Genomic DNA, 26,234 nt, shown 5'->3' with positions numbered 1-26,234 from the left:
AATCAGGCGGTTAGAGGTTCGACTCCTCTAGGGTGCATTTTTCTATTTAACTCGGGAAGTAGCTCAGCTTGGTAGAGTACTTGGTTTGGGACCAAGGTGTCGCAGGTTCGAATCCTGTCTTCCCGATTCATTACAGAGATACGTAAGCGTATCTTTTTTGTTTTAACTAGATATTATATACATTAAGAGAGAATTAGTTTGCTTCTCTCTTTTTTTAATTTCAGTAATTCATTTTGATTGAGTATACTTTTTTGTTTCCTGATTTGTTCAATGATTACTGTAGTTTAGGTACATAAATTAAAATTTAACAGATTGTATAATTCTCACAAACTTTTAAGAAAGTAAATGAAGAGTTTTTTTGTGCTACCTATAATATATCTGTTTTGTACGATAAAAATTTCCGATCTTTTGATTTTAAATGCGTATTAGTTTACGTTATAGTCTAAATTTGATATCACTTTGATGGAGGTACTATAGATTCTTTCATACTCTGTATCTTGTTGTGTAATGTTTCTTGATTCTTTTAAATAGAATCTTTTATGACATTTGTCATATTTCCTCATGACAGAAGCTTCTAGCGATTCTACCTTCAAAGAGTTATACTAGATGTATCAAATGGAGGAAGAAAAAATGAAACATAAAGTAATTGTCGCAATGAGTTTAGTAGCAGCAGGAGTCATGACTTATCTCATGTTCTCAGGATTGGATGAAGATTTCTATCATTTTCCTTGGGAGCTATTTGCAGGATTTGGCATGATGTCTTGGCTTATCCGAGAAGGCTTGAAATTGGTCTCAGATGTGAAAAAGGAGTTTGAAAAATGAAAAAAGCGATTCTCTATCTTTTTATTGGACTATCACTAGAGGTATGGTTGGTAGAAATGTTTACAGGTTGGTTTGATCATGCCTTCGTTCACCAATTCATCCCTGGTGCCTGGGGATTAGGATTTATGATTTTTATTGCCTTTCCGATGGGAAAGGAGTGGCTGAAAGGAGAATATCATGAACATGATTAAGGTAGAAAGCTTAAATAAAATCATCAAGGGCAAGGCTATTTTGAAGGATATTTCCTTTGAGGTAGCTGAAGGTGAATGCGTCGCCTTGATTGGTCCCAATGGTGCTGGAAAGACAACACTCTTGGACTGTTTGCTTGGAGATAAACTGGTCACCAGCGGTCAAGTATCCATTCAAGGCTTGCCAGTGACGAGTTCTCAGTTAGACTACACAAGATCCTATCTCCCTCAAGAAAATGTCATCGTTCAGAAATTAAAGGTCAAAGAGTTGATTGCTTTCTTTCAAAGTATTTATCCAAATCCCTTGAGCAACCAGGAGATCGATCAACTGTTGCAGTTTGACAAGCAACAAAAAGAGCAATTTGCAGAAAAATTGTCAGGTGGGCAAAAGCGTCTTTTCTCTTTTGTCTTGACCTTGATTGGCCGACCAAAGCTTGTTTTTTTAGATGAGCCAACTGCGGCCATGGATACCTCTACCCGTCAACGTTTTTGGGAAATTGTTTGGGACCTAAAAGCGCAAGGAGTCACCATTCTCTATTCGTCTCATTATATTGAAGAGGTAGAGCATACAGCTGACCGGATTTTGGTTTTAAATAAGGGAGAGTTGATTCGTGATACGACGCCTCTAGCTATGCGTAGTGAGGAGATTGAAAAGCATTTTATCCTTCCTCTAGCTTACAAGGAAGTCGTTGAGAAGTCAGTCTTGGTTGAAAGGTGGGTACAAAAACAAGATGCTCTGCAAGTAGTTACACGTGAAGCGGATGCTTTTTGGCAACTGTTAGTGCAAGCAGGATGTAGGATTCAAGAAATTGAAGTCAATAATCGTAGCTTGTTGGATACAATCTTTGAAGAAACACAAAAGGGAGATGACTAAGATGAAACGATGGATCGCACTAAACAAGATAGAATTTCTATTGACCAAACGACAATTAGTCTATTATTTATTATCAGTAGGTATGCCGACAGCCTTCTATTTATTCTTTTCAGGCATGTACCAGGACACACCCGGTGGACCAGCTAATTTTATGCGTGATTACCTCATCTCCATGACGGCTTTTTCCATGATGTCGACAGCCATGTTTTCATTTCCAGCTGTCTTACATACCGATAAAATCAACAACTGGCAGAAAACATTGCGCCATACCCCTGTAAATATGGTAGAATATTATCTATCAAAGATAACAAGTATGATGGTTGATTATTTGGTCTCAATCCTGGTTGTTTTCTCAGTTGGGCACTTGGTCAGAGGTGTGGATATGTCTCTTGGAAATTGGATTGGGGCGGCTCTCTTGCTGATTTTGGGAAGTATTGCATTTGTAGCACTTGGCTTGACCTTGACTCTCTTACCAACTAGTCAGCTGATGTCTGTCGTGGGCAATCTTCTCTATCTAGGCTTGGCTGTTTTAGGTGGACTCTGGATGCCCATCTCTTTATTTCCAGACTGGATGCAAGCAATCGGGAAGTGCCTACCAACTTATCAGTTGATGGAGTTGCTCAAGACCTTCTTAAACGAGGGTGGCATCAATTTATCAGCCACAGTTTATCTACTTGTTTTTTCAGCAGTTTTGTTTGGTTTGACCATTTACCTTCAAGGTCATAAGGAGAATGCTTAATGCTTGAAAGACTGAAAAGCATAGACTATATGTATTGGGCCAGTTTGATTTTTATGGTTTTTCCCATCGTTCCTGTAGTGACTGGGGAGCTTCCTAGTTGGCATTTGTTGATTGACATTCAGTTTGTCTTGGCTTACTTAGGCGTTTTAACCACCAAGAGTCAGCGTTTATCCTGGCTCTGTTGGGTTATCATGCTAGTCTATGTAGCTGGCTATACTGCCGTTGTTGCTGTGAATTATATCTGGTTCTTCTTTTTCCTTGCCAATCTCTTAAGTTATCATTTTGGCGTACGTAGTTTAAAGTCTTTACATGTCTGGACTTTTCTTCTTGCTCAAGTCCTTGTTGTGGGCCAACTTTTGATTTTTCAGAGAATCGAAGTTGAGTTTCTATTCTATCTACTTGTAATTCTTACTTTTGTCGATTTAATGACTTTTGGATTGGTTCGGATTCGGATTGTGGAGGATTTGAAAGAAGCGCAGGCTAAGCAAAATGCCCAGATAAATCTATTGCTTGCTGAAAATGAACGCAGTCGTATCGGTCAGGATTTGCATGATAGTCTGGGACACACTTTTGCTATGCTGAGTGTCAAGACAGATTTAGCCTTGCAGTTGTTTCAGATGGAGGCTTATCCACAGGTGGAAAAGGAATTAAAAGAAATTCACCAGATCAGTAAGGATTCCATGAATGAAGTGCGAACCATTGTGGAAAATCTGAAATCACGGACCTTAGCATCAGAACTTGAAACTGTCAAAAAGATGCTAGAGATTGCTGGAATTGAGGTGGAAACGGCTAATCAACTAGATACCGCTAGCCTTACTCAGGAATTGGAGTCAACGGCTTCCATGATTTTGCTTGAGTTAGTGACCAATATCATCAAACATGCTAAAGCGTCTAAAGTCTACTTGAAATTAGAACGGACAGAGAAAGAACTCATTCTAACAGTGAGAGATGATGGCTGTGGCTTTACTTCTATAAAGGGGGATGACCTCCATACAGTTCGAGATCGTGTTCTTCCATTTTCGGGAGAAGTAGAGGTAATTAGTTGGAAACAACCGACAGAAGTTCAGGTTCGACTACCTTATAAGGAGAGAAAGTAGATGAAAGTGTTAGTCGCAGAAGATCAAAGTATGTTGCGAGATGCTATGTGTCAATTGCTCACGCTTCAACCAGGTGTAGACTCTGTCTTTCAAGCCAAGAATGGGCAAGAAGCAATCCAACTATTAGAAAAGGAGTCTGTAGATATCGCCATCCTTGACGTAGAAATGCCTGTTAAGACAGGTCTTGAAGTCTTGGAGTGGATACGAGCAGAAAATCTAGCAACAAAGGTGGTTGTGGTGACAACCTTCAAGCGTCCTGGGTATTTTGAACGTGCGGTCAAGGCTGGAGTAGATGCTTATGTATTAAAAGAAAGAAACATTGCAGAGCTAATGCAAACCTTGCACACCGTCCTAGAGGGACGCAAGGAGTATTCGCCTGAATTGATGGAAGTGGTGATGACGCATCCCAATCCATTAACAGAACAAGAAATCGCAGTTTTAAAGGGAATTGCTCAGGGCTTATCTAACCAAGAAATTGCAGACAAACTTTATCTATCCAACGGAACAGTCCGAAACTATGTCACCAATATTCTTTCTAAATTACATGCAGGCAATCGAACAGAGGCAGCTAATATTGCGAAAGAATCTGGTTGGTTGTGATGATATAATATTTTTTGAACATTATGTCTAAAATTGATGAGATTGAATGGAACAATATTAATTTTAGGAGGGTGGGATTCCTCCTTTTTCTTTTTTAGGGAGCACTACAAAAGAGCTAAAATTAACAATAAAAAAGAAAAATATCTTGACAACCAAGGGAAAATTTTGTTACAATAATAGACGGTACTTTTTACTTTTGGTCTCTCAAGAGTGTACAGGGACGTGCTGACAAATGTTGCAAAAGTACACACAGATGATAGCTGTCACCAAGTGTATCATCACCAAAAATAAAAAAACACAGGAGAATGTAGATGCCTACAATTAACCAATTGGTTCGCAAACCGCGTAAATCAAAAGTAGAAAAATCTAAATCACCAGCTTTGAACGTTGGTTACAACAGTCATAAAAAAGTTCAAACAAACGTTTCTTCACCACAAAAACGTGGTGTTGCAACTCGTGTTGGAACAATGACACCTAAAAAACCTAACTCAGCCCTTCGTAAATTCGCTCGTGTACGTTTGAGCAACCTTATCGAAGTTACTGCCTACATCCCAGGTATCGGACACAACTTGCAAGAGCACAGCGTGGTTCTTCTTCGTGGTGGACGTGTAAAAGACCTTCCAGGGGTACGTTACCATATCGTCCGTGGTGCACTTGATACTGCAGGTGTTAACGATCGTAAACAAGGCCGTTCTAAATACGGTACTAAACGTCCAAAAGCATAAGGAAAGGGGATAAAGAGAAATGAGTCGTAAAAATAGAGCTCCAAAACGTGACGTATTGCCAGATCCGCTTTACAATTCACAATTAGTTACTCGTCTTATCAACCGCGTTATGCTTGATGGTAAACGTGGTACAGCTGCTTCAATCGTTTACGGTGCTTTTGAGCAAATCAAAGAAGCTACTGGAAACGATGCACTTGAAGTGTTTGAAACAGCTATGGAAAACATCATGCCTGTACTTGAAGTACGTGCACGTCGTGTTGGTGGTTCTAACTACCAAGTCCCAGTTGAAGTTCGTCCAGAACGTCGTACAACACTTGGACTTCGTTGGTTGGTAACAATCGCTCGTCTTCGTGGTGAACACACAATGCAAGACCGTCTTGCAAAAGAAATCTTGGATGCTGCTAACAACACTGGTGCAGCTGTTAAGAAACGTGAAGACACTCACCGTATGGCTGAAGCTAACCGTGCATTCGCACACTTCCGTTGGTAATATAGGATGCGAAAGCGTTAAGAAAGTCCCAGAGAAAATAGGGAATCAAAGCAGGTTGCGATTGCAACCAATGAGATTCATCTTTTTCTCCAGACTTTTAGCTTGAGCTCAACTAAATCATGATGCTAGGAACGGTAAGGATGCAAGGTGAAAATAGGAAACTGACGCAGTATTCGACGAATACAAGGAAGTTTATCTTTTTCACACAGCATCCCGTTCCGGCTCAAATCGGCTAATTAACTTTAGCCCGAGTTCAATTCAACTTGAAAATCTACAAGTTGAAACCAACAATAGCATGAAAACATTGAGAACGGGTAGGTCCTGCCTATCCGTTTTTATTAAAATCGTGTTATAATAGAATAGAAATCAAAAATAAATAGGAGAAACAAACCTCATGGCACGCGAATTTTCACTTGAAAAAACTCGTAATATCGGTATCATGGCTCACGTCGATGCTGGTAAAACAACAACTACTGAGCGTATTCTTTACTACACTGGTAAAATCCACAAAATCGGTGAAACTCACGAAGGTGCGTCACAAATGGACTGGATGGAGCAAGAGCAAGAGCGTGGTATCACTATCACATCTGCTGCGACAACAGCTCAATGGAACAACCACCGCGTAAACATCATCGACACACCAGGACACGTGGACTTCACAATCGAAGTACAACGTTCTCTTCGTGTATTGGATGGTGCGGTTACCGTTCTTGACTCACAATCAGGTGTTGAGCCTCAAACTGAAACAGTTTGGCGCCAAGCAACTGAGTATGGAGTTCCACGTATCGTATTTGCCAACAAAATGGACAAAATCGGTGCTGACTTCCTTTACTCTGTAAGCACACTTCACGATCGTCTTCAAGCAAATGCACACCCAATCCAATTGCCAATCGGTTCTGAAGATGACTTCCGTGGTATCATCGACTTGATCAAGATGAAAGCTGAAATCTATACTAACGACCTTGGTACAGATATCCTTGAAGAAGACATCCCAGCTGAATACCTTGACCAAGCTCAAGAATACCGTGAAAAATTGATCGAAGCAGTTGCTGAAACTGACGAAGAATTGATGATGAAATACCTCGAAGGTGAAGAAATCACTAACGAAGAATTGAAAGCTGGTATCCGTAAAGCGACTATCAATGTTGAATTCTTCCCAGTATTGTGTGGTTCTGCCTTCAAGAATAAAGGTGTTCAATTGATGCTTGATGCGGTTATCGACTACCTTCCAAGCCCACTTGATATCCCAGCAATCAAAGGTATTAACCCAGACACAGACGCTGAAGAAACTCGTCCAGCCTCTGACGAAGAGCCATTTGCAGCTCTTGCCTTCAAGATCATGACTGACCCATTTGTAGGTCGTTTGACATTCTTCCGTGTTTACTCAGGTGTTCTTCAATCAGGTTCATACGTATTGAATACTTCTAAAGGTAAACGTGAACGTATCGGACGTATCCTTCAAATGCACGCCAACAGCCGTCAAGAAATCGACACTGTTTACTCAGGTGATATCGCTGCTGCCGTTGGTTTGAAAGATACTACAACTGGTGACTCATTGACAGATGAAAAAGCTAAAATCATCCTTGAGTCAATCAACGTTCCAGAACCAGTTATCCAATTGATGGTTGAACCAAAATCTAAAGCTGACCAAGACAAGATGGGTATTGCCCTTCAAAAATTGGCTGAAGAAGATCCAACATTCCGCGTTGAAACAAACGTTGAAACTGGTGAAACAGTTATCTCTGGTATGGGTGAGCTTCACCTTGACGTCCTTGTTGACCGTATGCGTCGTGAGTTCAAAGTTGAAGCGAACGTAGGTGCTCCTCAAGTATCTTACCGTGAAACATTCCGCGCTTCTACTCAAGCACGTGGATTCTTCAAACGTCAGTCTGGTGGTAAAGGTCAATTCGGTGATGTATGGATTGAATTTACTCCAAACGAAGAAGGTAAAGGATTCGAATTCGAAAACGCAATCGTCGGTGGTGTGGTTCCTCGTGAATTTATCCCAGCGGTTGAAAAAGGTTTGGTAGAATCTATGGCTAACGGTGTTCTTGCAGGTTACCCAATGGTTGACGTTAAAGCTAAACTTTACGATGGTTCATACCACGATGTCGACTCATCTGAAACTGCCTTCAAGATCGCGGCTTCACTTGCCCTTAAAGAAGCTGCTAAATCAGCGCAACCAGCTATCCTTGAGCCAATGATGCTCGTAACAATCACTGTTCCAGAAGAAAACCTTGGTGATGTTATGGGTCACGTAACTGCTCGTCGTGGACGTGTAGATGGTATGGAAGCACATGGTAACAGCCAAATCGTTCGTGCTTACGTTCCACTTGCTGAAATGTTCGGTTACGCAACAGTTCTTCGTTCTGCATCTCAAGGACGTGGTACATTCATGATGGTATTTGACCACTACGAAGATGTACCTAAGTCAGTACAAGAAGAAATCATTAAGAAAAACAAAGGTGAAGACTAATCAGTCCTCATTCTAGAAGGAAGTCACTTAGTGGCTTCCTTTTGTCTTTAGAAAACACCTCTAAGTATGGTAAAATAGTAGGAGAATAATGTGAGGAAAATGAATGTCAAATAGTTTTGAAATTTTGATGAATCAATTGGGGATACCTGCTGAAATGAGACAGACTCCTGCTTTAGCACAGGCCGATATTGAGCGAGTTGTGGTTCATAAAATTAGTAAGGTATGGGAGTTTCATTTCGTATTTTCTAATATTTTACCGATTGAAATCTTTTTAGAATTAAAGAAGGGTTTGAGGGAAGAATTTTCTAAGACAGGTAATAAAGCTATTTTTGAAATTAAGGCTCTGTCTCAAGAATTTTCAAATCAACTCTTACAGGCCTACTATAGAGAGGCTTTTTCTGAAGGGCCATGTGCTAGTCAAGGTTTTAAGTCCCTTTATCAAAATTTGCAAGTTCGTGCGGAGGGGAACCAACTCTTTATTGAGGGCTCTGAGGCGATTGATAAAGAACACTTTAAGAAGAATCATCTTCCTAATTTAGTCAAACAACTTGAAAAGTTTGGTTTTCCAACTTTTAATTGTCAAGTAGAGAAAAATGATGTGCTGACCCAAGAGCAGGAAGAGGCCTTTCATGCTGAAAATGAGCAGATTGTTCAAGCTGCCAATGAGGAAGCGCTCCGTGCTATGGAACAACTAGAACAGATGGCACCTCCTCCAGCTGAAGAGAAACCAGCCTTTGATTTTCAAGCTAAAAAAGCTGCAGCTAAACCGAAGCTGGATAAGGCGGAGATTACTCCTATGATTGAAGTGACGACTGAGGAAAATCGTCTGGTCTTTGAGGGGGTTGTTTTTGATGTGGAGCAAAAAGTGACCAGAACAGGGCGTGTTTTGATCAACTTTAAAATGACGGACTACACTTCAAGTTTTTCTATGCAAAAGTGGGTTAAAAATGAGGAAGAGGCCCAGAAATTTGACCTCATTAAGAAGAATTCTTGGCTCCGAGTGCGTGGAAATGTGGAGATGAATAACTTCACACGCGATTTGACTATGAACGTGCAGGATGTGCAGGAAGTTGTTCACTATGAGCGGAAGGATTTGATGCCAGAAGGCGAGCGTCGAGTTGAGTTTCATGCTCATACTAACATGTCGACTATGGATGCTTTATCAGAGGTCGAAGAAATCGTTGCGACAGCTGCTAAGTGGGGACACAAGGCGGTTGCCATCACCGACCATGGGAATGTCCAGTCTTTCCCACACGGCTATAAGGCTGCCAAGAAAGTGGGAATCCAGCTAATCTATGGGATGGAAGCCAATATCGTTGAGGACCGTGTCCCTATCGTCTATAACGAAGTGGAGATGGACTTGTCGGAAGCGACCTACGTGGTCTTTGACGTGGAAACGACGGGGCTTTCAGCTATCTATAATGATTTGATTCAGGTTGCGGCTTCTAAGATGTACAAGGGGAATGTCATTGCTGAATTTGATGAATTTATCAATCCTGGGCATCCCTTGTCAGCTTTTACTACTGAGTTGACTGGAATTACAGACGATCATGTCAAAAATGCCAAACCACTGGAACAAGTTCTGCAAGAATTCCAAGAGTTTTGCAAGGATACAGTCTTAGTTGCCCATAATGCTACCTTTGACGTTGGCTTTATGAATGCCAACTATGAACGTCATGGTCTGCCAAAGATTAGTCAGCCAGTGATTGATACGCTGGAGTTTGCTAGAAATCTATATCCTGAGTTTAAACGTCATGGTCTGGGACCGTTGACCAAGCGTTTTGGTGTGGCCTTGGAACATCACCACATGGCCAACTACGATGCGGAAGCTACAGGTCGCCTGCTTTTCATCTTTATCAAAGAAGTGGCAGAGAAACATGGTGTGACCGATCTAGCTAGACTTAACATTGATTTGATTAGTCCAGATTCTTACAAAAAAGCTCGAATCAAGCATGCGACTATTTATGTCAAGAATCAGATAGGTCTAAAAAATATCTTTAAGCTGGTTTCATTGTCTAATACCAAGTACTTTGAAGGGGTGCCACGAATTCCGAGAACAGTTCTAGATGCCCATCGGGAGGGCTTGATTTTAGGATCAGCCTGTGCAGAAGGTGAAGTTTTTGATGCAGTCGTTTCCCAAGGTGTGGATGCGGCGGTTGAGGTGGCCAAGTATTATGACTTTATCGAGGTCATGCCACCAGCTATCTACGCTCCCTTGATTGCCAAGGAGCAGGTCAAGGATATGGAAGAACTACAGACCATTATCAAAAGTTTGATAGAGGTTGGAGATCGTCTTGGTAAGCCTGTTCTGGCTACGGGAAATGTCCACTATATCGAACCTGAAGAAGAGATTTACCGTGAAATTATCGTCCGTAGTTTGGGACAGGGGGCAATGATTAACCGAACTATCGGTCATGGGGAACATGCTCAACCTGCTCCTCTTCCAAAAGCTCATTTTAGAACGACTAATGAGATGTTGGATGAATTTGCCTTCTTGGGCGAGGAATTAGCTTGCAAATTGGTTATTGAAAACACCAATGCCTTGGCAGATATCTTTGAACCTGTTGAGGTTGTTAAGGGTGACTTGTACACGCCTTTCATCGACAAGGCGGAAGAAACGGTTGCTGAGTTGACCTATAAGAAAGCTTTTGAGATTTATGGAAATCCACTGCCAGATATTGTTGATTTGCGGATTGAAAAAGAATTAACTTCTATTCTGGGGAATGGATTTGCTGTGATTTATCTGGCATCGCAGATGCTGGTACAACGTTCTAATGAACGGGGTTATTTGGTTGGTTCTCGTGGGTCTGTCGGATCTAGTTTCGTTGCGACCATGATTGGGATTACAGAGGTCAATCCTCTCTCTCCTCACTATGTCTGTGGTCAGTGTCAGTACAGTGAGTTTATCACAGATGGTTCGTACGGTTCAGGATTTGATATGCCCAATAAGGACTGTCCAAACTGTGGTCACAAACTCAGCAAAAATGGGCAAGATATTCCTTTTGAAACCTTCCTTGGTTTTGATGGGGACAAGGTTCCCGATATTGACTTGAACTTCTCGGGAGAAGACCAGCCTAGCGCCCACTTGGATGTGCGTGATATCTTTGGTGAAGAATATGCCTTCCGTGCAGGAACGGTTGGTACGGTGGCTGCTAAGACTGCCTATGGATTTGTCAAGGGCTATGAGAGAGATTATGGCAAGTTTTATCGTGATGCAGAGGTGGAACGCCTCGCTCAAGGTGCAGCTGGTGTCAAACGGACGACGGGACAACACCCGGGGGGGATCGTTGTTATTCCGAACTATATGGATGTCTACGATTTTACGCCTGTCCAATATCCAGCAGATGACGTGACGGCTGAATGGCAAACGACTCACTTTAACTTCCACGATATCGATGAGAACGTCCTCAAACTTGATGTGCTGGGACATGATGATCCGACCATGATTCGGAAACTTCAGGATTTGTCTGGGATTGACCCTAATGAAATTCCTATGGATGACGAAGGCGTGATGGCACTCTTTTCTGGGACTGATGTGCTAGGAGTAACACCTGAGCAAATCGGAACGCCTACGGGTATGCTGGGGATTCCAGAATTTGGAACCAACTTTGTTCGAGGAATGGTTGATGAAACCCATCCGACGACTTTTGCAGAATTGCTTCAGTTGTCAGGGTTGTCCCACGGTACCGATGTTTGGCTAGGCAATGCCCAAGATTTGATTAAACAAGGGATTGCTGACCTATCAACTGTCATTGGTTGTCGGGACGACATCATGGTTTACCTCATGCATGCTGGTCTTGAACCGAAGATGGCCTTTACCATCATGGAACGGGTACGTAAGGGCTTGTGGCTAAAGATTTCCGAAGAGGAGCGAAATGGCTACATCGAAGCTATGAAGGCCAATAAGGTACCAGAGTGGTATATCGAGTCCTGTGGGAAAATTAAGTATATGTTCCCCAAAGCCCATGCGGCAGCCTACGTTATGATGGCCTTGCGTGTAGCTTACTTCAAGGTTCATCATCCCATTTATTACTACTGTGCTTACTTCTCCATTCGTGCCAAGGCTTTTGATATCAAGACCATGGGTGCGGGCTTGGATGCCATCAAGCGCAGAATGGAAGAAATCGCTGAAAAACGGAAGAACAATGAAGCTTCTAATGTGGAAATTGATCTCTATACAACTCTTGAGATTGTCAATGAGATGTGGGAGCGTGGCTTCAAGTTTGGAAAACTCGATCTCTACCGTAGTCAGGCGACAGAGTTCTTTATCGATGGGGATACCCTCATCCCACCATTTGTAGCAATGGATGGTCTGGGAGAGAACGTTGCCAAGCAGTTAGTTCGAGCGCGTGAAGAAGGAGAATTCCTCTCTAAAACAGAACTACGCAAACGTGGTGGACTCTCATCAACCTTGGTTGAAAAGATGGATGAAATGGGGATTCTGGGCAATATGCCAGAGGATAACCAGCTCAGTTTGTTTGATGAGTTGTTTTAAAAAATTGCTTATTTTGATCAAGTGGACAAAATATGTACACTTGATTTGTTATAATTCTCTTAAAAATAATAGAAAAGAGAGTATAATATGGTGAATCAAGAAATTTTAAATTCTAATGTGTCAATTGAAGAGGAAATTTATAATTTTGAAAAAGGCTTGAAAGATGATGGGAATGATTGGACCGGATTCCCACAAATAGACTTAAAAGAAGATTCTCAATGTATTTACATTTGCGGTATTTCAGAGACTGATAGATGGCATTTGTTTTATTATACGTTAACTAAAATAAAACCTGTTACTCCAATAGCATCACTTGCATATTATCGAGTGAGAGATAATTTGATTTTTTCTAAACATAGTCAATGGATGAAACTGCAAATGGGGTATACAGAGTATGATTTGATTTTTCTGGATGGAGTTCAATTTTTGGGAGAGGCTGATCAAAGGGTACAGGAATACTGGATGCAGCGATTCAAAGAGAGTAAGAAAAGAAACAAACTCTTCATTGTATATTCAGACTGCTTACCCGAAGACTTAAAAAATATGCCTGAATCCGTAGTTGAGTTCTTCGAATCTGGCATAGTGGTACAGTTGGAATCATCTAAGGGCTAGTTTATTTTGCTTTAATCGTTTTGAATATAAAGTGCTAGTTAGACTATAGAAGTGATAATAATGTACTAGAAATAGTATTGTTTGAATAATATGTAGAAGGACTGGAAATGAATGATCAAGAGAGACTGCTAACGATTTTTTTACGTTTACAGTTTGGGACTCCGTTAGGAAAAAAGCAACTGGCTCAGGAATTTGAGGTTAGTGAAAAGACGATACAGAGAGATTTTTCGCGACTCCGTGATATTTTATCTAGTCACACCAGTTATAGTGGAGATTTACTTTATAACCGTAAAACGAATAAGTATTGTTTAGCAAGTAAGTCAGTTTTTAATAAAAAGGATATTCTCGTTATTTCAAAGATTTTATTGGAAAATCGAGCACTGAATAGACCAGAAATTGCTAGCTTACTACATAATTTACTGGTCTTAGTTCCCCGTGATGATCGGAAAGAAATCGAGCAGATTATTGGAAGTGAAAAGCTGAACTATGCTCCCTTAACGGATCAACAAAATAGAATAGAGAAAATTTGGAATTTATCAGAAGCTATTTTGTATGAACAGGTTCTAGACATTATCTATCAAAAACCTTATTCTGAGTCTTCTAAGAGGCAGACTGTTTTGCCAGTCTCTCTTTATTATGATAGTCATTATTTCTATCTAGTTGTCTACCAGTTGAAACATGCTACTTATATTACTTTAAGAGTAGACCGTATCCAGTCATGGTCTCTTAGTGATATAGAGAAACCCTCTATTTCTTATCGAGATAAATTTAGAGATGGCGACATTCGTAACGAGAGAGTAGATGCTTTTATCGGGAAGAAAATCAGTATTGAAATCGAGTATTTGTACGATCCGACGATTGTGACGGATCAATTTCCAAATGCAAAAATAGTTGGGAAAAATGGCTACTGGACTCATTTTAAGTTTGAGAGTCAGCACACACCGGGGCTTAAACGCTGGTTGCTGGGGCAAGGGGAAGCAGTTACTGTTTTGTCTCCTCGGATTTTAGTAGAGGATATGAAGCAAACAGTTAAAGAAATGATAGATAAATATAGATGAGGATAAAATGACTATTCAATTTACTTCTAAAAAGGTTGGAGAACTATTGAAAGAAGAGAATTTGCGGATTCCTTCTTATCAAAGACCATATAAATGGAACAGAAAACATATCCGTAATCTTTTTTATGATTTACGAGATGCTATGGGAAAAAAGGAATATCAGATTGGTTCCGTTATCTTGCATGAAATCTTGCATGAAAAGGAAAAATACTTAGATATTGTCGATGGACAGCAACGGCTAATTTCTATTTCCTTGTTTCTTCATTTATTAGATGATTTAGAGAATTATAAGGGTGCTAATCAACTGCTGAGTGCTGAATTTGGAGAGCTATCTTGCTATCATGCGAGTGAAAATTATAATGAGTGGGAAAATTTGACTCAATTGGTTGGTGAAAATCAGGCAAAAGATATTTGCAATTTTTTATTGGAAAATTGTTCTGTCTCCGTGATTACTATGCCACAGGAACGATTATCTGAAGCCTTTCAGTTATTTGATTCTCAGAATAATCGTGGAAAATCTTTAGAACCTCATGATTTGCTCAAAGCCTACCATCTTCGCAAGTATGATTCAGAAGATGAAAAGATTGTCGAAAAGTGGGAGCAATTTGTAGAGGATAAAGAGTTAAGTCTCAAAGAGTTGTTTGATAAACATCTTTTCCGTATGAGACGTTGGTCGCGCGGAGAGACAGGATTAACAAACAAACGTTATGGATCTTATCTGCGTTTTACAGAGGATTTTATTGACGATTTTAAAGGCGTTGATTTGAATCAGAACTTTCCATATCTAGAATTGTATCGTCATATTGAAAAATTCCCTCTTTCAATTACTATGCCAATCATTGATGGAAGTACATTTTTTGAATATATTGAATCTGCTCATAAAACTATTAAAGATCATAAAGATTTTTTAAATGCAAAGTTAGGATTTTCTGATGAGCCTGAAGGGGAAGAAAAAAATCTTGCTTACCCAAAAGGTATGTTAAACATTTACAATAGCTCAAAAGGACGCTACCTCAAGTGTCACAATATATTCTTAAATATTTGCTCGCTTTTTGCAGAGAGATTTGGAAAAGATGAGCTATCAAAGGATATAGTAGAGACCTTGTTTATTTGGTCTTATTACCCTCGAGTTAAGTCTAAAGCAATATATGATGCAACTTTTGGAAACTATGCTGCTGGTGGAAGGTTTAGACAAAAAGAGGTTCAAAAACTATTTCAACTTTTAGCTCATGCTGTCACTCCGAATGATTTCATGATCAAGATAGATAGAGAGCTATTTGAAAATTATACTGTGGACAAGATTATAGAAGAGGAAAAAGGTAAATGGTAGAAACACATATAAGCTTATCAGTTAATCGTTTGTTAAATGAAGATATCTATGCTATTCCTCTTTATCAGAGAAATTTTGCCTGGACTTATGATGAGATTGAGCAGTTATTGAATGACGTAGCAGATGCTTTTCAAGAAAATAGAGACAATTACTACTATATTGGAACATTAGTCGTTAATAAAGAGAATGACATTTTCAAAATTATAGATGGGCAACAGCGAACAACAGCCCTTAATTTGATTGCCTTAGCTTTGAAGCATGAGTTTTGTTTTGATAGATTGAAATCTGTCAATCTTACTTTCCCAGCTAGGAAGAAGTCAAATGAGAACATTCAAAAGCTATTTACCAAGCAAAAAATTTCTGAGGACGATGAAAATGAGCTGACTAGAGGTTATAGACATGCTTATGACGCATTGAAAAAAATGCTAGAGGAGCGGCAATTTGAATTTGAATCTTTCTTTAATTATCTATTTGATAATGTCATTATTTTTCGTAGTATTCTTCCCAATGATTTAGATTTGAATTTATATTTCGAACGTTTCAACTCTCGAGGAGAACAACTAGAGGCTCATGAGATTCTTAAGGCACAAATGATGTCTAAATTTGGTGAAGATCAAGAAATGGCGCAAAAGTTTGCAAGAATCTGGGATGCCTGCGCAGAGTTTGATAAGCCGGTAATCAATGCATTTACAAAAAAAGCAAAGAACAAGCATCATGATGCAGAGAGAGAAAAAATATTTCCTTTGAATTGGATTAAAAGAAATAATTATCAGAATAGCTTTCTTTTAAATATCGATAAGTCCTTAAGTCAAATAGAAGTTCAATCAACTAATAAGAAATCTTTATTCTCTAGTATAGAAAATAAAGAATCTACAATAGTTAAAGTAATATCAGATACGAATGAAGTGGAAAAATACAGAACGATTATAAACTTTGAAACATTTTTATATTTCGTCTATTATATAACATTTGGAAATGTATCCCCTTCTGATATACAGCTAGATGACAAGAAATTATTAGAAACATTTGAAAATGTAATTAATGTTAATACAAACTTAGAGGATGTTACATTATTTATTAGGAATTTATTGAAATTAAAATTTATATTTGATAATTTGATCGTACGAATGTCTCAAGAGACTAATAATAGAAGACAAGAAAATGATTGGTTTCTGCAGAAAGTTTATCGGAATGATTATAATAACAAAACAGGAGGAGATTTATTTGTTCAATATTATTTTGATAAAAATTCTTTTGAAAAGTTTAATGATGATATTTTAATGCTCCAATCCATGTTTGCTGTGACCTTTACTGCCAATCGTGACAGTCGTTGGTTATATGAGATCTTGCAATTCTTGTTTAACCATATTGAAGAGTTAAATCAAGCAGAATTTGCTGGCTTGTTTAAGGATTTTCTTGAGAAAATGGCAGTGAGATATGCTAAAGAAAGTTTGTTTGACAAGGATAGAAATATCAAAAGATATGGTGCCATTCGTGTTTATGATTTCAATTTTATAGATTATGTTTTATGGAAAAATTGTTCGGATTTAAAAGGAAAGTATTCGAGCGTTGAATTTGAAGATTTTAAGTTTACATATCGTCGTTCCATAGAGCACTGGTTTCCACAACATCCAAATAGTGATGAAATAGTTGAAAAGATTGATGATAAATTTTTGCACTCCTTCGGGAATCTTTGTATCATTACAGATAGTCAGAATTCGAAGTTTGGAAATTTAGTTCCAAGTGCAAAATATAATCAATGGCAAGATATATTTTATCGTCAAAGTTTAAAATTACAGATAATGGCAGAGATAACTTCTAAAAAAGATTCTGGTTGGGGTCCGGAACAAATAACAGAACTGGAAAAAGAGATCTTGACTAGGGTAAATGATTTTATAGAAAGCAAGTCATCAGAGCAACGATAATCATCTATCCAAAGAGGCTAATGTATATCCAATAGATTTACATTAGCCTTCTTTTTTGTTAAAATAGTCTATAGAAAGAGGGTGAGAGTATGTCAAAGACGAGCATGAGTATCCGTTTGGATAGTGAGGTTAAGGAGCAGGCCCAACAGGTGTTTAATAACCTGGGAATGGATATGACAACAGCTATCAATATTTTCCTTCGTCAAGCTATTCAATATCAGGGTTTACCTTTCGATGTTAGACTAGACGAGAGTCGGAACTTGCTTGAGGTATTAACGGATTTAGACCAAAATCGTAATATGAGCCAATCCTTTGAATCAATCTCTGACTTGATGGAGGATTTGCGTGCTTAAGATTCGTTATCATAAACAGTTTAAAAAAGATTTTAAGTTGGCTATGAAGCGTGGTTTGAAGGTAGAATTATTAGAAGAAGTTTTAAATTTTCTTGTTCAAGAAAAAGAACTTCCTGCTAGATATCGTGATCATCAATTGACGGCATCCAAGCATTTTCAAGGAGTTCGTGAATGCCATATCCAGCCAGATTGGCTTTTGGTTTATAAAGTAGACAAGGAAGAATTGATTTTAAATTTGCTGAGGACAGGCAGTCATAGTGATTTGTTTTAATAAATTTTAAGGTGGTTCTCATGAAACTAAGAATTTTTGCGGAAGATAAGCCGGCTGAGAAGGTATTTGAATATCAATTAGAAATTGCTGATCAGACAATTCTTCTATCAACAGCACTCTTGTCAGGTGCCATTGCTTTAGCAGGATTATTCTCTGCTTTGAAAGAAAAATAAAAATAGAAAAGAGAAAACAACATGGTTTTACCAAATTTTAAAGAAAATCTAGAAAAATATGCGAAATTATTGGTTGCGAACGGAATCAATGTGCAACCTGGTCACACTTTGGCTCTCTCTATCGATGTGGAGCAACGTGAGTTGGCTCACTTAATCGTCAAAGAAGCTTATGCCTTGGGTGCGCATGAGGTGATCGTTCAGTGGACAGATGATGTCATTAACCGTGAGAAATTCCTCCATGCTCCGATGGAGCGTCTGGACAATGTGCCAGAATACAAGATTGCTGAGATGAACTATCTCTTGGAAAACAAGGCTAGCCGTCTTGGAGTTCGCTCATCTGATCCAGGTGCCTTGAACGGAGTGGATGCTGATAAGCTATCAGCTTCTGCTAAAGCTATGGGACTTGCTATGAAGCCAATGCGCATCGCAACGCAATCCAACAAGGTTAGCTGGACTGTAGCAGCTGCTGCTGGACTTGAGTGGGCTAAGAAAGTCTTTCCAAATGCTGCGAGCGACGAAGAAGCAGTCGATCTCCTTTGGGACCAAATTTTCAAAACTTGCCGTGTCTATGAAGAAGATCCTGTTAAGGCTTGGGAAGAGCATGCAGCTATCCTTAAGAGTAAGGCAGATATGCTTAATAAAGAACAATTTTCAGCCCTTCACTACACAGCGCCAGGGACCGATTTGACCCTTGGTTTGCCGAAGAACCACGTTTGGGAATCAGCTGGGGCTATCAATGCACAGGGCGAAGGATTCTTGCCAAATATGCCGACAGAGGAAGTCTTCACAGCGCCTGACTTCCGTCGCGCAGATGGTTATGTCACTTCTACAAAACCGCTTAGCTATAACGGAAATATTATTGAAGGTATTAAGGTAATCTTTAAGAATGGACAAATCGTAGATATCACTGCTGAGAAGGGTGATCAGGTCATGAAAGACCTTGTCTTTGAAAATGCGGGTGCGCGTGCCTTAGGTGAATGTGCCTTGGTACCAGATCCAAGTCCAATTTCTCAGTCAGGCATTACCTTCTTTAATACCCTTTTCGATGAAAATGCGTCAAATCACTTGGCTATCGGTGCAGCCTATGCGACTAGCGTCGTTGGTGGAGCAGAGATGAGCGAAGAAGAACTTGAAGCTGCGGGACTTAACCGTTCAGATGTTCACGTAGACTTTATGATTGGTTCTAACCAAATGGATATCGATGGTATCCGTGAGGATGGGACACGTGTACCACTCTTCCGTAACGGAGATTGGGCAAATTAAGGAGATAATATGTTAGGAAGTATGTTCGTTGGTCTCCTAGTGGGATTTTTAGCAGGTGCTCTGACCAATCGTGGAGAGCGAATGGGATGTTTTGGAAAAATGTTTCTAGGCTGGATTGGTGCCTTTATAGGGAATTTGCTTTTTGGGACTTGGGGACCGATAATAGCAGGAACTGCCATTATTCCGGCAGTACTAGGTTCCATGATTGTCTTAGCGATTTTCTGGAGACGAGGAAGTTAATTTCCTAAATCTGAAATGAAAAGGAGGTTGGTCATTGTACTAGCCCCCTTTTGATTATGATATAATAGTTCTATGAGATTAGATAAATTTTTAGTTGCCTGCGCTGTGGGAAGTCGGACTGAGGTCAAAAACTTGCTCAAGGCTGGGCGCGTGACGGTAAATGGTAAAAAAGAAAAATCAGCTAAATTGCAGATTGATGAAAAAATAGATGAGATTCGCTTTGATGGGCAAGTACTGGAGTATGAAGAGTTTGTCTACTACATGATGAACAAGCCCCAAGGAGTTATTTCAGCGACTGAGGATCCCAAGCACAGAACCGTTCTGGACTTGCTGGATGATATTGCTCGTAGCAAGGAAGTTTTCCCAGTAGGGCGCTTGGATATTGACACGCATGGTCTTTTGCTCTTGACCAATGACGGCAAGCTGGCCCATGCTCTTCTTTCGCCAAAGCGTCATGTGGATAAGACCTATCTGGCTCAGGTCAAGGGAATTATGGCCCAAGAAGATGTGGAGATATTTGCTGATGGTATTCCTCTCAAAGACTTTACTTGTCAGCCTGCTAAACTGGAGATTCTTTCTACAGATGCAGAAAAGAATCAGAGTCAAATCCGTGTGACTATTGCAGAAGGGAAGTTTCATCAGGTCAAGCGTATGGTGGCCTACTGTGGCAAGGAAGTGGTGGATTTGCAACGTTTGACTATGGGAACGCTAGTATTAGATGAGAACCTAGAACGAGGGGAATGGCGTCGCTTGACCAAGGAAGAATTAGAAATTCTCCGTGCTAATATTATTTAATTTAGTTTAATACTCAATGAAAATCAAAGAGCAAACTAGGAAACTAGCCGCAGGCTGTACTTGAGTACGACAAGGCGACGTTGACGTGGTTTGAATTTGATTTTCGAAGAGTATAAATTTGAAAAAGGTGAGGGAGAATGTCCTCTCCTTTTATGTTTTTCAGTTGCTTACTTTGTGAAAAGAGTTATAATAGACTGTAGAATAAAAGGAGGAATCTATGAACGCGATTCAAGAATCATTTACTGATAAACTATTTGCCAATTATGAAGCAAATGTAAAATACCAAGCGATTGAAAATGCTGCTAGTCACAATGGAATTTTTGCAGCTCTAGAACGTCGCAAAAGCCATGTAGATAACACACCTGTTTTCTCATTGGATTTGACCAAGGACAAGGTAACTAACCAGAAAGCATCTGGTCGTTGCTGGATGTTTGCGGCTCTCAACACCTTCCGCCACAAGCTCATCTCACAATACAAACTGGAAAATTTTGAGTTGTCACAGGCCCATACATTCTTCTGGGACAAGTATGAGAAATCAAACTGGTTCTTGGAGCAAGTCATTGCGACTGCAGACCAAGAATTGACGAGCCGTAAGGTTAAATTCCTACTTCAGACACCTCAACAAGATGGTGGTCAATGGGATATGGTGGTATCTCTTTTTGAAAAATATGGTGTCGTGCCTAAGTCAGTTTACCCTGAGTCAGTTTCATCTAGTAGCAGTCGTGAGCTAAATGCCATTCTCAACAAATTGCTTCGTCAAGATGCTCAAATCTTGCGTGACTTGCTTGCTTCTGGCGCAGACCAAGCGACTGTTCAAGCTAAGAAAGAAGCTCTCTTGCAAGAAATCTTTAACTTTCTTGCTATGTCTTTAGGACTTCCACCACGTACATTTGACTTTGCTTATCGCGATAAAGATAACAACTACCAAAGTGAAAAGAGCATTACTCCACAAGAATTTTACAAGAAATATGTCAATCTTCCACTAGAAGATTACGTTTCTGTTATCAACGCTCCAACTGCTGATAAACCATACGGTAAATCGTACACAGTTGAGATGTTAGGAAATGTGATTGGTAGCCGTGCGGTTCGCTACATCAACGTGCCGATGGAGCGCTTGAAAGAGTTGGCAATTGCTCAAATGCAAGCAGGTGAGACTGTTTGGTTTGGTTCTGATGTTGGTCAGCTCAGCAACCGTAAAGCTGGAATCCTTGCGACAGATGTTTATGACTTTGAATCAAGCATGGACATTAAACTCACTCAAGACAAGGCTGGACGTTTGGACTACAGCGAAAGCTTGATGACCCACGCCATGGTCTTGACAGGTGTTGATTTGGATGAAAATGGCAAATCAATCAAGTGGAAGGTTGAAAACTCATGGGGAGACAAGGTCGGTACAGATGGTTACTTTGTTGCCTCAGACGCTTGGATGGACGAATACACATACCAAATCGTTGTCCGTAAAGAATTGCTGACAGCAGAAGAACAAGCTGCATATGAAGCAGAACCAATTGTACTCGCACCATGGGATCCAATGGGTGCCTTGGCCGAATAAAAGTATAGAAAAAAGGAATCAGATTTTAGAACCTGATTCCTTTTAAGTTGCTTGATTACATGATGTGAAGAACATGTGCCACAATACCCACTGCGAATAGTGCAAGGATAATAGTGATTGGAGATACTTTTTTCTTAAGCAAGTACATGCAAAGGAAAGTAAGGAGTAGTCCTGATAGTCCAGGGATCAACATATCCAAGTTTTGTTGGAAAGTAGTAACTTTTTCAGGTGTTTGAGATAATCCTTGTCCTACTTGTGCGAATGCTTCTTGGATACCTTTAGATCCTTCTGGCAATTTATCCCAATGGATATAAGCTTTTTCATCTAGTTGAACTTTGGCAACATCGAAAGCAAATTTAATATTTACCCAACGTTGAACAAGGACAGCAAGAATGAACATACCAAGGATAGAAGCTCCTTTAGTGATGTCTTGAAGGATACCGCCAGACATATCTTTAGTGATTTCTGATCCAGCCTTGTATCCAATCTCTTGTGTATACCACAAGAATGACATACGAATCAAGTTCCAAAGAACGAAGAAGAGGATTGGACCTAAGATATTACCAGTAAGGGCAAGTGAAGCACCGAGTGATCCAAGGATTGGGCGTACTGTAAACCAGAATACTGGGTCACCGATACCAGCAAGAGGTCCCATCATACCGATTTTAACCCCTTGGATAGCAGCGTCATCAATTTCAACACCGTTAGCACGTTCTTCTTCAAGTGCAAGAGTAACCCCCATGATTGGAGCGGCTACGTATGGGTGAGTGTTGAAGAACTCAAGATGGCGCTCAAGAGCAGCGACTTGATCTTCTTTTTTAGTGTAGAGTTTTTTAAGAGCTGGAATTAATGAGTAAGCCCAACCCAAGTTTTGCATACGTTCATAGTTCCAAGAACCTTGTAAGAAAGTTGAACGCCACCAAACTTTTTTACGATCTGATTTAGTTAATTGAAGTTTTTCAGTCATGATGTTTTCAGTCCTTTCTTATCTTAGTAGTCTTCTAGGATATCGCCGATTGGGTCGTTGGAAGTTGCGGCTCCTCCGCCACCATTTCCACCAGTTTTAGAAAGGTGAAGGTAGATAAGAGCGATAGCAACACCGATAGCACCAAATCCGATTAGAGTGATATCTGACACGGCAGCAAGCACGAAACCGATAGCGAAGAATGGCCATACTTCACGAGTTGCCATCATGTTGATAACCATAGCGTAACCAACGGCAACGACCATACCACCACCGATAGCCATACCATCTTTGAGCCAATCAGGCATAGTATTTAGAATGCTTTGTACGGTTTCAGTTGGTACCATTAGAAGGAGTGCTGCAGGGATTGCAATACGAAGACCTTGAAGAAGAAGTGCGACAAAGTGAGCACGTTCAACTGCTTTAAAGTCACCTTTTTTAGCAGAAGCATCAGCAGTGTGAACCAATCCGACAGAGAGTGTACGGACAATCATAGTCAAGAATAGACCAGCAACTGCAAGAGGGATAGCAACCGCTTGGGCAACACCGATACCTGTCTTAGTAAAGTCGCCACCAAGAACCATGATAATGGCAGCAGCAACAGAAGCAAGAGCAGCGTCAGGAGCTACGGCAGCTCCGATGTTAGCCCAACCAAGGGCGATCATTTGAAGAGAACCACCAAGGATAATCCCTGCTTCAAGGTTACCAGTAACAAGACCGATAAGGGTACAAGCTACAATTGGTTGATGGAATTGGAACTGGTCGAGGATACCTTCAAGACCTGCTAGGAAGGCTACAACGACTACTAAAACCATAGAAATAATAGACATCTTTAAAATCCTTTCATAAAATCGATTATTGCACGTTTGCTTTGTTGATCAAGTCAAACAAATCTTTTTTCGTGTCGTTTGGTACTTTACGTACGTCAAATTCAACACCAAGGTCACGCATTTTTTCAAATGTAGCAACGTCATCTTTGTCCATAGACAAAACGTTGTTAACCATTGTTTTACCAGTTGAGTGAGCCATTGATCCAACATTAAGAGTTTTGATTGGCACGCCACCTTCGATAGCACGAAGGGCATCTTGAGGTGTTTCAAACAAGATAAGGGCATGTGTTCCTCCGAAGCGAGGATCTTTCGCAACGTCGATTAGTTTTTGGATAGGAACAACGTTTGCTTTCACTTTACCTGGAGCTGCTTGTTTAATCAATTCTTTACGTAATTCGTCTTTAGCTACGTTATCTGAAGCAACGATGATACGGTCTGCTTTTGAATCTGGAGTCCAAGCAGTTGCAACCTGACCGTGAAGTAAACGAGTGTCTAGACGGGCAAGGTTAATCTTGAGTTTTCCATCACCGATAACAGTTCCTTCTGGGATAGCAGCTTGGGCAACTGGAGCAGCTGCAGCACTTGCAACTTCCTCAGCTGGATTTAGCTCTTCTGGAAGAGCTTTGATGCCATCTTTGGCTTCTTTAATAATATTCGCAGCGACTTTTTCTACACCTGCAGCAGCGTCCATCAGGCGCTCTGTATAGGCTTGAATCAACATCGGTAAGTTAAGTCCTGTGATGATGGCAAACTTACGCTCAGGATTTTCTCCCATCACGCGGCTAGCTTGGTTGAATGGAGATCCACTCCAAAGGTCAGCCAAAACTAGAACCTCATCTTCTGCGTCAAATGCAGCAACAGCGTTATTAAACTTAGCGTATAGATCATCAGGACCTTCATTTGGCATAAAGGTTACAACTTGAACCTTTTCTTGCTCACCAAAGATCATAGATCCTGACTGATGAATACCCGCAGCAAATTCGCCGTGGCTCGCAATAATGATTCCGATACTCATTATTGTCATTCCTCCTTTTTGTTGTTTCAGTCTTCATTTAAGAAAACTTTAAGACTAAATAAGTATAAACCGTTTTCATGTAAAAAGCAACTATTTATCATAAAAAATTCAAAAGCCCCTCTTTACAGATGTTGATATATTAAGTTTTTAAAAGGTAATCTAGAGTCCATATTTTAAAATTTAATATAAAAAAGTTGGAAGAAGCTTCCAACTTTTAAAATAGGTTTTTATTAAATTAGTGGGTGAAGTCGAGTACCATACGTCCTTGGATTTGACCTTTTTCCATTTCGTCGAAAACGGCTACCGCATCTTCTACTGAACGTTTTTGGACAACTGGGACTACCAAACCTTCTGCACCAAATTGGAAGGCTTCTTCCAAGTCTTTACGAGTTCCAACCAGAGAACCGATGACTTGGATTCCATCTAGAACGGTTTTCACGATACTAAGTTCCATCATTTCAGAAGGAAGACCAACAGCGACGACGCGACCACCAGCACGAACTGAGTCAACAGCCTGGTTGAAGGCAACTTTAGATACAGCAGTTACGACAGCTGAATGAGCTCCTCCATCAGTTTTTTCCTTGATGAGCCCTGGTACATCTTCTACTTCGAGACCGTTAATAACGATATCAGCACCAACTTCTTTTGCAAGGGCAAGTTTGTCATTGTTGATATCAACTGCGATAACATGAGCGTTGAAAACTTTTTTAGCATATTGAACTGCGAGGTTACCAAGTCCACCAGCACCGTAAAGAACAACCCATTGACCTGGTTCAACTTTGGATTCTTTAATAGCCTTATAGGTTGTTACACCAGCACATGTGATGGAAGAAGCTTGGGCTGGATCAAGTCCGTCAGGAACTTTAACAGCATAATCTGCAGTTACGATACATTGTTCAGCCATACCACCATCTACTGAGTAACCGGCATTTTTTACTGTACGGCAAAGGGTTTCGCGACCAGTTGTACAGTATTCGCAAGTACCGCATCCTTCAAAGAACCAAGCAACGCTGACACGGTCGCCGACTTTAAGATTTTTAACATCTGGTGCAATCTCTTTAACGATACCAACACCTTCGTGTCCAAGAACACGTCCTGGTACCTGACCGAAGTCGCCATGGGCAACGTGGAGGTCAGTGTGGCAAACACCACAGTATTCAATTTCTACAAGTGCTTCCCCAGTTTCAAGTGGACGGAGTACTTTTTCTTCAATAGCAACACCAGTGCTTTCTGGATTTACAACAACAGCTTTCATAGCTATCCTCCTTGATATTGGCCGAGAACAGGGACAACGGGACTGGATTGATTTTGTGTCAACAGAGTCGAGTATGACGAGCTCTCTTGTAT

Annotated in this window: 25 protein-coding genes and 1 tRNA gene; 22 read left to right on the top strand and 4 right to left on the bottom strand. The window is 40.3% G+C overall.

The genetic code is table 11. The features are described 5' to 3' along the window. Window positions 1–52: 52 nt before the first annotated feature. The 22 genes from QM818_RS06250 to pepC all read left to right on the top strand — a co-directional run bounded on the left by QM818_RS06250 (window position 53) and on the right by pepC (window position 22,078). Window positions 53–126 (top strand) — tRNA-Pro (locus QM818_RS06250). Between the two features lie 489 nt (window positions 127–615). Beyond that, window positions 616–822 (top strand): hypothetical protein, encoded by a 207-nt coding sequence (locus QM818_RS06245; RefSeq protein ID WP_025170907.1) that lies wholly within the window; start codon window positions 616–618, stop codon window positions 820–822. Further along, a complete protein-coding gene (locus tag QM818_RS06240; RefSeq protein ID WP_049502236.1) occupies window positions 819–1,013 on the top strand; it encodes a hypothetical protein in 195 nt (64 codons plus the stop codon). The genes QM818_RS06245 and QM818_RS06240 overlap by 4 nt, the downstream gene beginning before the upstream one ends. After that, complete coding sequence (locus QM818_RS06235; protein ID WP_049510910.1) at window positions 1,000–1,884, top strand: ABC transporter ATP-binding protein; 885 nt, start codon at window positions 1,000–1,002, stop codon at window positions 1,882–1,884. The genes QM818_RS06240 and QM818_RS06235 overlap by 14 nt, the downstream gene beginning before the upstream one ends. Before the next feature lies 1 nt (window position 1,885). Continuing rightward, window positions 1,886–2,623 carry an ABC transporter permease gene (locus QM818_RS06230; RefSeq protein ID WP_261049952.1) on the top strand — a complete coding sequence of 246 codons (738 nt, stop codon included), beginning with the start codon at window positions 1,886–1,888 and terminating at the stop codon, window positions 2,621–2,623. Then, a complete protein-coding gene (locus tag QM818_RS06225) occupies window positions 2,623–3,720 on the top strand; it encodes a sensor histidine kinase (protein ID WP_414300045.1) in 1,098 nt (365 codons plus the stop codon). Before QM818_RS06230 ends, QM818_RS06225 begins: the two co-directional genes overlap by 1 nt. Beyond that, window positions 3,721–4,320 carry a response regulator transcription factor gene (locus QM818_RS06220; RefSeq protein ID WP_261020618.1) on the top strand — a complete coding sequence of 200 codons (600 nt, stop codon included), beginning with the start codon at window positions 3,721–3,723 and terminating at the stop codon, window positions 4,318–4,320. Window positions 4,321–4,631: 311 nt separating this feature from the next. Continuing rightward, complete coding sequence (gene rpsL / locus QM818_RS06215) at window positions 4,632–5,045, top strand: 30S ribosomal protein S12 (RefSeq protein WP_001142332.1); 414 nt, start codon at window positions 4,632–4,634, stop codon at window positions 5,043–5,045. 19 nt (window positions 5,046–5,064) lie between these two features. After that, window positions 5,065–5,535, top strand: a complete 471-nt coding sequence (rpsG, locus tag QM818_RS06210) for a 30S ribosomal protein S7 (protein WP_000087873.1) — start codon at window positions 5,065–5,067, stop codon at window positions 5,533–5,535. A 394-nt stretch (window positions 5,536–5,929) separates the two neighbouring features. Then, window positions 5,930–8,011, top strand: a complete 2,082-nt coding sequence (gene fusA / locus QM818_RS06205) for an elongation factor G (protein WP_000090345.1) — start codon at window positions 5,930–5,932, stop codon at window positions 8,009–8,011. A gap of 103 nt (window positions 8,012–8,114) precedes the next feature. Next, window positions 8,115–12,506 (top strand): PolC-type DNA polymerase III, encoded by a 4,392-nt coding sequence (locus QM818_RS06200; protein WP_414300044.1) that lies wholly within the window; start codon window positions 8,115–8,117, stop codon window positions 12,504–12,506. A gap of 87 nt (window positions 12,507–12,593) precedes the next feature. Further along, on the top strand, window positions 12,594–13,118 hold the full coding sequence (locus QM818_RS06195) for a DnaA ATPase domain-containing protein (protein ID WP_261018703.1): 525 nt from the start codon (window positions 12,594–12,596) through the stop codon (window positions 13,116–13,118). A 107-nt stretch (window positions 13,119–13,225) separates the two neighbouring features. Then, the gene (locus QM818_RS06190) at window positions 13,226–14,176 is read left to right on the top strand and encodes a helix-turn-helix transcriptional regulator (RefSeq protein ID WP_084367323.1); all 951 of its coding nucleotides are present in this window, start codon (window positions 13,226–13,228) and stop codon (window positions 14,174–14,176) included. A gap of 7 nt (window positions 14,177–14,183) precedes the next feature. After that, window positions 14,184–15,506, top strand: a complete 1,323-nt coding sequence (locus QM818_RS06185; RefSeq protein ID WP_084949896.1) for a DUF262 domain-containing protein — start codon at window positions 14,184–14,186, stop codon at window positions 15,504–15,506. Next, window positions 15,500–17,431 (top strand): DUF262 domain-containing protein, encoded by a 1,932-nt coding sequence (locus tag QM818_RS06180; RefSeq protein ID WP_414300043.1) that lies wholly within the window; start codon window positions 15,500–15,502, stop codon window positions 17,429–17,431. Before QM818_RS06185 ends, QM818_RS06180 begins: the two co-directional genes overlap by 7 nt. A gap of 89 nt (window positions 17,432–17,520) precedes the next feature. Beyond that, the gene (locus QM818_RS06175) at window positions 17,521–17,784 is read left to right on the top strand and encodes a type II toxin-antitoxin system RelB/DinJ family antitoxin (protein ID WP_153192760.1); all 264 of its coding nucleotides are present in this window, start codon (window positions 17,521–17,523) and stop codon (window positions 17,782–17,784) included. After that, window positions 17,777–18,055, top strand: a complete 279-nt coding sequence (locus QM818_RS06170) for a type II toxin-antitoxin system YafQ family toxin (protein ID WP_261025629.1) — start codon at window positions 17,777–17,779, stop codon at window positions 18,053–18,055. The genes QM818_RS06175 and QM818_RS06170 overlap by 8 nt, the downstream gene beginning before the upstream one ends. Window positions 18,056–18,075: 20 nt before the next feature. Further along, window positions 18,076–18,228, top strand: coding sequence for a hypothetical protein (locus tag QM818_RS06165; protein ID WP_016466267.1), 153 nt, complete (start codon window positions 18,076–18,078; stop codon window positions 18,226–18,228). A 21-nt stretch (window positions 18,229–18,249) separates the two neighbouring features. Further along, window positions 18,250–19,491, top strand: a complete 1,242-nt coding sequence (locus QM818_RS06160) for an aminopeptidase (protein ID WP_414300042.1) — start codon at window positions 18,250–18,252, stop codon at window positions 19,489–19,491. A gap of 9 nt (window positions 19,492–19,500) precedes the next feature. After that, window positions 19,501–19,731: a GlsB/YeaQ/YmgE family stress response membrane protein gene (locus tag QM818_RS06155; protein WP_153192764.1), complete on the top strand. Its 231-nt coding sequence runs from the start codon at window positions 19,501–19,503 to the stop codon at window positions 19,729–19,731. 72 nt (window positions 19,732–19,803) lie between these two features. Further along, window positions 19,804–20,526: a pseudouridine synthase gene (locus QM818_RS06150; protein WP_414300041.1), complete on the top strand. Its 723-nt coding sequence runs from the start codon at window positions 19,804–19,806 to the stop codon at window positions 20,524–20,526. Window positions 20,527–20,743: 217 nt separating this feature from the next. Next, on the top strand, window positions 20,744–22,078 hold the full coding sequence (pepC, locus tag QM818_RS06145) for an aminopeptidase C (protein WP_414300040.1): 1,335 nt from the start codon (window positions 20,744–20,746) through the stop codon (window positions 22,076–22,078). A 55-nt stretch (window positions 22,079–22,133) separates the two neighbouring features. Here pepC and QM818_RS06140 read toward each other — a convergent pair whose 3' ends face one another. The 4 genes from QM818_RS06140 to adhP all read right to left on the bottom strand — a co-directional run bounded on the left by QM818_RS06140 (window position 22,134) and on the right by adhP (window position 26,142). Further along, window positions 22,134–23,045, bottom strand: coding sequence for a PTS system mannose/fructose/sorbose family transporter subunit IID (locus tag QM818_RS06140; protein WP_203213014.1), 912 nt, complete (start codon window positions 23,043–23,045; stop codon window positions 22,134–22,136). Between the two features lie 23 nt (window positions 23,046–23,068). After that, a complete protein-coding gene (locus QM818_RS06135) occupies window positions 23,069–23,872 on the bottom strand; it encodes a PTS mannose/fructose/sorbose transporter subunit IIC (protein ID WP_261045312.1) in 804 nt (267 codons plus the stop codon). Between the two features lie 25 nt (window positions 23,873–23,897). Then, on the bottom strand, window positions 23,898–24,887 hold the full coding sequence (locus QM818_RS06130) for a PTS sugar transporter subunit IIB (RefSeq protein ID WP_261080858.1): 990 nt from the start codon (window positions 24,885–24,887) through the stop codon (window positions 23,898–23,900). Window positions 24,888–25,122: 235 nt separating this feature from the next. Then, a complete protein-coding gene (gene adhP / locus QM818_RS06125; protein ID WP_261080859.1) occupies window positions 25,123–26,142 on the bottom strand; it encodes an alcohol dehydrogenase AdhP in 1,020 nt (339 codons plus the stop codon). Window positions 26,143–26,234 lie beyond the last annotated feature (92 nt).

The sequence above is a fragment of the Streptococcus mitis genome, from assembly GCF_047464035.1.
Classification (GTDB): Bacteria; Bacillota; Bacilli; order Lactobacillales; family Streptococcaceae; genus Streptococcus; species Streptococcus mitis_DX.
This window is presented reverse-complemented; position numbering and strand designations above follow the sequence as displayed.